The 7,245-nt window shown below is 64.1% G+C and carries 9 protein-coding genes and 1 pseudogene; 6 read left to right on the top strand and 4 right to left on the bottom strand.

The annotated features are described in order from the left end of the window. The 5 genes and pseudogenes from KBZ15_RS15000 to KBZ15_RS14980 all read left to right on the top strand — a co-directional run. A partial coding sequence (locus tag KBZ15_RS15000) for a CPBP family intramembrane glutamic endopeptidase (protein ID WP_255016003.1) occupies positions 1–241 on the top strand: 241 nt, incomplete at its 5' end. Between the two features lie 66 nt (positions 242–307). After that, positions 308–769, top strand: a complete 462-nt coding sequence (locus tag KBZ15_RS14995; RefSeq protein ID WP_255016002.1) for a hypothetical protein — start codon at positions 308–310, stop codon at positions 767–769. Further along, complete coding sequence (locus KBZ15_RS14990; protein ID WP_255016001.1) at positions 769–2,580, top strand: penicillin-binding protein 2; 1,812 nt, start codon at positions 769–771, stop codon at positions 2,578–2,580. The genes KBZ15_RS14995 and KBZ15_RS14990 overlap by 1 nt, the downstream gene beginning before the upstream one ends. 114 nt (positions 2,581–2,694) lie before the next feature. Further along, positions 2,695–3,672, top strand: a pseudogene (locus tag KBZ15_RS14985) (transaldolase); the annotation flags it as partial. A gap of 104 nt (positions 3,673–3,776) precedes the next feature. Next, positions 3,777–4,154 carry a Crp/Fnr family transcriptional regulator gene (locus KBZ15_RS14980; protein WP_197150024.1) on the top strand — a complete coding sequence of 126 codons (378 nt, stop codon included), beginning with the start codon at positions 3,777–3,779 and terminating at the stop codon, positions 4,152–4,154. Between the two features lie 24 nt (positions 4,155–4,178). Here the strand turns inward: KBZ15_RS14980 and KBZ15_RS14975 are convergent, their stop codons facing one another. The 3 genes from KBZ15_RS14975 to pyrH are packed head-to-tail and all read right to left on the bottom strand — an operon-like array spanning position 4,179 to position 6,609. Then, positions 4,179–5,357 (bottom strand): NAD(P)/FAD-dependent oxidoreductase, encoded by a 1,179-nt coding sequence (locus tag KBZ15_RS14975; protein ID WP_255016000.1) that lies wholly within the window; start codon positions 5,355–5,357, stop codon positions 4,179–4,181. Further along, positions 5,354–5,893 (bottom strand): ribosome recycling factor, encoded by a 540-nt coding sequence (frr, locus tag KBZ15_RS14970; protein ID WP_255015999.1) that lies wholly within the window; start codon positions 5,891–5,893, stop codon positions 5,354–5,356. The genes KBZ15_RS14975 and frr overlap by 4 nt, the downstream gene beginning before the upstream one ends. An 8-nt stretch (positions 5,894–5,901) precedes the next feature. Next, entirely contained in the window at positions 5,902–6,609 is a 708-nt protein-coding gene (gene pyrH, locus KBZ15_RS14965) for a UMP kinase (RefSeq protein ID WP_255015998.1), read from the bottom strand. A 128-nt stretch (positions 6,610–6,737) separates the two neighbouring features. On the opposite strand from pyrH, the gene KBZ15_RS14960 reads away from it, so the two are divergent. Continuing rightward, the gene (locus tag KBZ15_RS14960; RefSeq protein ID WP_315859903.1) at positions 6,738–6,896 is read left to right on the top strand and encodes a hypothetical protein; all 159 of its coding nucleotides are present in this window, start codon (positions 6,738–6,740) and stop codon (positions 6,894–6,896) included. 6 nt (positions 6,897–6,902) lie between these two features. Here the strand turns inward: KBZ15_RS14960 and KBZ15_RS14955 are convergent. After that, on the bottom strand, positions 6,903–7,245 hold a 343-nt coding region (locus KBZ15_RS14955), incomplete at its 5' end, for a cob(I)yrinic acid a,c-diamide adenosyltransferase (RefSeq protein ID WP_255015996.1).

Raw genomic sequence — 7,245 nt, 5'->3', positions numbered from 1 at the left:
GTTTCGTGGAGTGCTGCTGCCGGTGCTGGCCGAGCGCTGGGGCGGTTTCGCGGCGGTGCTGATCAGCGCCCTTGTGTTTGGGATTGCCCACCTGAGCCTGGGGGAGTTGCCACCGCTGTTCGTGCTGGGCCTGGGCCTGGGCTGGCTGCGACTCCAGAGTGGCCGGCTAGCGGCCAGCGTGTTGATGCATGGCCTCTGGAACGGGCTCACCTTTGCCAACCTGCTCCTGCTGGCTGGCTGAGCAGCGTCTTGCCCTTGCCTACAGCTGCTCTGGGTGGTTCAATCCCGGGGAGTTTGGTCCGTTCTCTTGGTTGCCTCCCTATTGCCCCGGCAGGCTTCCGGCAGAGCTGGTCTCCAAGGCGGAACCCTCGAGCTGGTTAAGGGTTCGCTCTCAGGTCGTAAGCTCGACCGGCGGGCCCCCTGGATGGCCAATCTCCATCGGGCTACCGATGGCACCCTCCTGGGGCTGGGCATCTGCATGCTGGCCATGAGTGGTCTCACACTTCACTGGCAGAACCGTTGGGGCGAGAGCTATCAGCAGCTGGAGGCCTCCCAGATGCTGGCCCACAGAATGCAGGAATCAGCGGCAATATTGGAGCAGCACCACCTGGGTGCCCTGAAAAAACCAGGTTTGCTGGTGCCCACCAGCAGCGAGAAGCTCATCTACCTTGCCGCACCCCACACCCCCAGGCCTGCCAATGCCACAGAGCTGTTGGGCAGTCTTCAGATCGGCATGGGTACCTTGAGCCAGATTCGTCCGGGTTACTGATGACGGCCAGTCGCCGCCCTGGACCCAGCCGTGGTCGCAGCAATTCCCGCCAAAAGGTTGTCGCGATCCAGCCGGTCCCTGTCATCCGGCTGCTGGCGGTCTACGGAGTGCTCTGCGCCGGGCTGGTCGCTCTGGCCGGCCGCCTCGCCTGGTTGCAGGTGGTGGATGGGGCCAACCTCCAGGCCAGGGCCCACGCCATCCAGACCCAAACCACCCAGCCGATCGGTAAGCGACGCACGATCGTCGATCGCAATGGCCGTTTGGTAGCCCTGGACGAACAGCGTTTCAGCCTCTGGGCCCATCCCCGCTACTTCAACTTCCCTGGCGATGACCCCCAGAAGGTTCGCAGCGCCGATGACGTGGCAACCAAGCTCGCAGCCGAGCTCGCCCTGCCCAAATCGGGGTTGCTCGAGGCCATGGCCGGCCGCCAAACCGGGGTGAAGCTCCTCTCCGAGCTCGATCCGGAAACCGCAGGCAGGATTCGCCAACTCGGCATCAGCGGCCTAGACCTGGATCCCTATCCCCATCGCATCTACCCCCAGGGCCAACTCTTTGCCAACGTTGTTGGCTTCCTCAACCTGGAGCGGGTGCCCCAGGCAGGGCTGGAGCAGAGCCGCGACGGGGAGCTGAAGCGCAACGAAACCCCCCTGCAGATGCGCCGTGGTGCCGATGGCACGCCCCTGCCAGCTGGCCTTACTGCAGGTTCCCTCTACGGCGACGACCTGCGCCTCCAGCTCACCCTCGATGCCCGCCTGCAGCAGGTGGCCCAGCAGGCCCTGGTCAAGCAGGTGAAGCATTGGAATGCCAAGCGCGGCGCCGCCATGGTGATGGATGTGCGCAACGGCGAAATGCTGGCGCTGGTCTCAACCCCCACCTACGACCCCAACCAATACTGGAAGTACAACCCGGGGCTGTTTCGCGAGTGGTCGGTTCAGGATCTCTACGAGCCCGGTTCGACCTTCAAGCCAATCAACCTGGCCCTGGCCCTGCAGGAAAAGGCCATCGAGGCAAGCGGCCGCGTCTCCGACGGCGGCAGCTTGCAGATCGGTGGCTGGCCAATTTTTAACCACGACAAGCGGGCCAACGGTCTGATTGATTTCCCCACCGTGCTCGAGGTGTCCAGCAACGTGGGCATGGTGTTGGCCATGGGCCAGATGAAGCCGGCTCGCTTCTGGCATTGGCTCAACAACCTGGGCATTGACCAAACCCCAGACACCGACCTACCCGGGGCCGTGGCCGGTGAGCTCAAGAGCCGCGGTGACTTCACCAGCTCGGCGATCGAGCCGGCAGTGGCCGCCTTCGGCCAAGGCTTCTCCCTGACCCCGCTCAAGCTGCTCCAGCTGCACGCCATGCTGGCCAACGGTGGCCGGCTGGTGAGTCCCCACATCACCCGCGGCCTGCGCTCTGGCGATGGCCTGGCGACTGGCCCCAGCAGGGAAGGCCTGCCCATGCTGGACCCGGCGGTAACTCGCACCGTCATGAATTGGATGGAGTCGGTGGTGGAGAAAAGCAGCGGCCTGGGCATGAAGATTCCCGGCTACCGCATCGGCGGCAAGACCGGCACCGCCCAGAAGGCTGAGCGGGGTGTTTATATCCCGGGTGCGCTGATCACCAGTTTTGTGGGCCATCTGCCCATCGATGACCCCCGCTATGTGGTGCTGGTGGTGGTGGATGAACCCAAGGGGGGAAATACCTTCGGCTCCACCGTGGCTGCGCCCGTGGCCCGCCAGATCATCGATGCCCTGCTGGTGCTCGAGCGCATCCCCCCATCCCGACCCCGGGAGGTTCAGAAAACGGCGCCCAAAGCCTGATTCCTGTTGCCGTTCCCTCAAGGATCGCCAGCTCCTGTGGGTGGGTCCCGCCACCCTGGCTAGCGTGGGTCAAGTCTGGCTAGATGGCCGGATCTCTCCACCCAGCTCCCGTCCATGGCCAACCTGCTCGATCAACTCGCCGCCATGACCGTGGTGGTGGCCGACACCGGCGACATTGACGCGATCAAGCAATTCACCCCCCGCGACGCCACCACCAACCCCTCCTTGATCCTGGCCGCCACCCAGATTCCCACCTACCAAAACCTGATCGATCGCTCCCTGCAGGAGTCCCGCCAGGCCATGGGTTCCGGGGCCTCGGCCGAGGAGGTGGTCTGCGAAGCTCTCGATGAGATCTGCGTCACCTTTGGCAAGGAGATTCTCAAGATCGTGCCGGGCCGGGTTTCAACCGAAGTGGATGCAAGGCTCAGCTTCGATACCCAGGCCACGATCACCAAGGCCCGCAAGCTCATCGGTCTCTATAACCAGGCGGGTATCAGCAACGACAGGGTGCTGATCAAGGTGGCCTCCACCTGGGAGGGGATTTGTGCCGCTGCCCAGCTGGAGCGGGAGGGCATCCACTGCAACTTGACCCTGCTGTTCGGCTTCGCCCAGGCGGTGGCCTGTGCTGAGGCCGGGGTCACCCTGATCTCCCCGTTTGTGGGGCGCATCCTGGACTGGTACAAAAAGAGCAGCGGCCGGGCCAGCTACCCCGGGCCCGAGGATCCGGGCGTGGTCTCGGTGACCCAGATCTTCAACTACTTCAAGACCTACGGCTACAAGACCGAGGTGATGGGGGCCAGCTTCCGCAACGTCGAGGAGATCATCGAGCTGGCGGGCTGTGACCTGCTCACCATCTCGCCGGCCCTGCTGGACCAGTTGCGCCAGACCGACGCTGAACTGGAGCGGAAACTCAATGCCTTTGATCCGGCCCCCACGGAGGCCCAGATCCATCTCGATGAGGCCAATTTCCGCCAGATGCTGGCAGCAGATCCGATGGCCACCGAAAAGCTAGATGAGGGGATCCGGGGCTTCTGCAAGGCGATTGAAAGCCTCGAAACCCAGCTGGCCCATAGGCTTGGCCAGCTGGAAGGCCAGCTGGAGGGGGACGCCGCCCTGGTGGGCGCCGGTGCTGCCCAGAACCAGCCATGACCAGCCTCGGCCAAAGTGGCGCCACCACGACTCAGAGAAGACGCCCAGTGAATGCCCTCGACACCATGCGTGCCCTCGCCAGTAAGGGTGAGGTGCTCCAGGTGAACCCAGGCGAGTTGATCTTTGCCTCGGGTGAATCCGGCGATTGCATGTTCGGCCTGCTTGAGGGCTGCGTCGAACTCAGCTGGAACGGCGACCAGGGGCATGAGCAGATCGATGCCGGCGACGTATTCGGCGCTGGTGCCCTGGTCACCAGCGAGCATCGCCGCTACGGCAACGCCAGGGCGCTGACTCCCTGCAAGCTGCTGGTGATGAACCGGGAGAAGTTTCTGTTTGCGGTGCAAGAGTCGCCGATGTTTGCCATCGAGTTACTCGGCTCCATTGATCAGCGCCTGCGTCAACTCAAGGATTGCACCAGGATCTGAGCGGCAGCAGCGGGCTTTGCCCCCCTAGCCCTGAAACAGCAACCGTCGGATCACCCGCTGGGCAATGTCCCCGTAGCCCATTTCTCCTGAGAGGATCTGGGCGATGCGCTGCGGCGCAGTGGGCCGTTTGACCCCGAGCTGATAACCCACGCGGGGCACGCGATAAAAAAGCTGGGCAATTCGCTTGCCCCAGGCCATCGACTCCCCCCATTCGGCTCGCATGTAACTGGAATAGCCGGCTAGGGCCGTGCCATCTCCGGCGAGCCAGGCGTCGATCGCTTCTGCGGCCCGGCAGCCACTGATCAGGGCGGGCCGAACCCCCTCGGCCAGGAAGGGATCACAGAGGGAAGCGGCATCGCCAACCGCCACCAGGCCGGTGTTCTCGCCCCGGCCATGGAGGGGGTAATGGCCATCCCAGATGCGCAGTTTGCCTGCCCGGCGCTCGCCCGCATCGGCTGCCAAGCCCAGGCTTGGCAGCAGCTTGGAGAGCACCTGATTCGCATCGGCGGGATCACGGCCGATGAAGGTGCCCACACCGATACTGAAGCCCCCGTGGCGCGGGAAGGCCCAACAGAAGCCATGGTGCACCAGGCCGAATTCAAAATGTGCGGTGCCTGGCTCGGCCACCTCAGCGTCAACTTCCACCGCCATCGTCTCGGCAAAGTGTGGCCTGGCAGGCCCCAGGCCATGGCGGGCTGCCAGCTGGGAACCAGAGCCGTCGGCGATCACCACGGCCTGGGCCTGGAACTCCAGGGCCTGCCCCCCTGGCCCCAGGGCCCGCAGCTGCCAGCGATCGCCCTGGCGCTGCAGGCTCTGCACGGCCACGCCTGGCTCAAAGCGGGCCCCAGCGGAGCGGGCATGCTCCACCAGAAAGGCATCGAGCACGGATCGGCGGACGATCCAGAAGGGCGCATCGCCAGGTAGCTCGGCGGTGACGGAGTCTTCCAGGCACCAGGTGAAGCGCACCTGGTTGATCACCGCATCCACAACCGGGCTCAGGTCGAAGGGGAACAGGGACTGCATGGAGGCCGCCATGCCCCCACCGCAGGGTTTCGGGCGCGGGAAGCAGCTGGCCTGATCGAGGAGCAGCACGGCATGGCCAAGCCGTGCCAGGTGGTAAGCGCTGGCTGCTCCGGCCGCTCCAGCGCCGACGACGACGACCTCAGCGACGACCTCAGCAGTGCCGGCCGCAGGGATGGTCACACCTTGAGGATGTCAGCTTCCTTTTCGCCCAGGTGTTTCTCGAGTTGGGCGATGTACTTATCGGTGAGCTTCTGCACCTTTTCCTGTTCGTCGCGGCTCTGATCCTCCGAGAGGTCACCTTCCTTTTCCTGTTTCTTGATCCTGTCTATGGCCTCGCGACGCACGTTGCGCAGGCCCACCTTGCCCTCCTCGGCATACTTGGCCGCCAATTTGCAGAGGTCCTTGCGGCGGGCTTCGGTTAGGGGGGGGATATTGATCCGAATCACCTTGCCGTCGTTGTTGCAGGTGAGGCCCAGATCACTCATGGAGATGGCCTTCTCGATCAACCCCATCGAGCCGGCATCAAAAGGCTGGATCTGGATCGTCTGGGAATCGGGGGTGGAGAGGGTCGCCAGCGATTTCAGGGGAGTCTCGGCTCCGTAATACTCAACCGAGATCTTGTCGAGCAGGGAAGGGTTGGCCCGGCCCGTGCGGATGGTGTTGAAGGTGCGCTGGGTCGCTTCCAGCGACTTGCGCATGCTGTCGTCCAAATCCATGGCGGGGTTCAGGGGTGAATGCGAGTGCCAATTGGTTGGCCGGCCACTGCCCGGCCGATGTTGCCTGATCCGAAGAGATCAAATACCACGATCGGAATGGCGTTGTCTTTGCAGAGGGCAATGGCCGTGCTGTCCATTACCTCCAGCTCGGAGCTGAGTACCTCCAGGAAGGAGAGGCTCTCGAAGCGCACCGCGTCGGCGTGCTTGTTGGGGTCCTTGTCGTAGACGCCGTCCACCTTGGTGGCCTTGAACACCACATCGGCACCGATTTCAGCCGCCCGCAGGGCGGCGGTGGTGTCTGTGGTGAAAAAGGGATTGCCTGTGCCGGCGGCGAAGATCACCACCCGGCCCTTTTCCATGTGGCGAATTGCCCGGCGGCGGATGTAGGGCTCGGCCACCGCCTGCATCGAGATGGCGCTCTGCACCCGGGTGGGCACACCGGATCGCTCCAGGCCGTCCTGCAGGGTGATGGCATTCATCACCGTCGCGAGCATGCCGACATAGTCGGCGGTGGCGCGATCCATCCCAGCTGCCGATCCCTTCAGGCCGCGAAAGATGTTGCCGCCGCCGACCACAATCGCCAGCTGGATGCCTTCGGCAACGCATGCAGCCACGTCTTTGGCAATGGCTTGAACGATTTCCGGATCGATCCCATAGCCCTGCTCACCCATCAGCGCCTCGCCGCTGAGCTTGAGGAGCACGCGCTTGTAACCCATCTACCCCACCTATTTGCAGCACCGTAGCAACGGCCTTGCGCAGCGGCATGGCAACCGCTTCGATAACCCCATGATTGAAATTGGTTATGGGCCAGCCTGATTCCAGCGAGCCCAGGCCCTCCAGCGTGATGGCCCGGTTGACCCTCTCGGCCTTGGAGCGGGCCAGCCAGGATCCGGCCATCTGGCGGCAGCCGGAGGTGCATCACGCAGTGTTGATCAGCGGTTTGACCGTGATGGTCAACGCCATGGCCAATCTGCAGGCAGACCTGGAGTCAACCCCCGGCTGAGCAGGCCTAAAATTCAATCCCCCGCTGGGCCTTAACTCCCTGTTCCCGGAAGGGATGGCGCACCATCTTCATCTCTGTTACCAGGTCTGCCCGCTCCAATAGGGGCGCCGGCGCCCCCCGGCCGGTCAGGGCGACGTGGGTGAGTTCCGGCCGCAGGTCCAGGCCCTCCAGCACCTGTTCGATGCCCAGGTAGCCCAGCTTGAGGGCCACGTTCACCTCATCGAGCACCACAAGTTTGCGGTTGGCGTCGGCGAGATAGGTGAGTGAGCGTTCCCAGGCCCGCTGCACCAGCATCCGGTCGCGATCGCGGTCCTGGGTCTCCCAGGTGAAGCCCTCCCCCAGGGCATGC

This window comes from Cyanobium sp. BA20m-p-22, from assembly GCF_024346275.1.
GTDB lineage: Bacteria > Cyanobacteriota > Cyanobacteriia > PCC-6307 > Cyanobiaceae > Cyanobium_A.
Note: the sequence above shows the minus strand (reverse complement) of the source record. Positions and strands in the feature narration are given on the sequence as shown.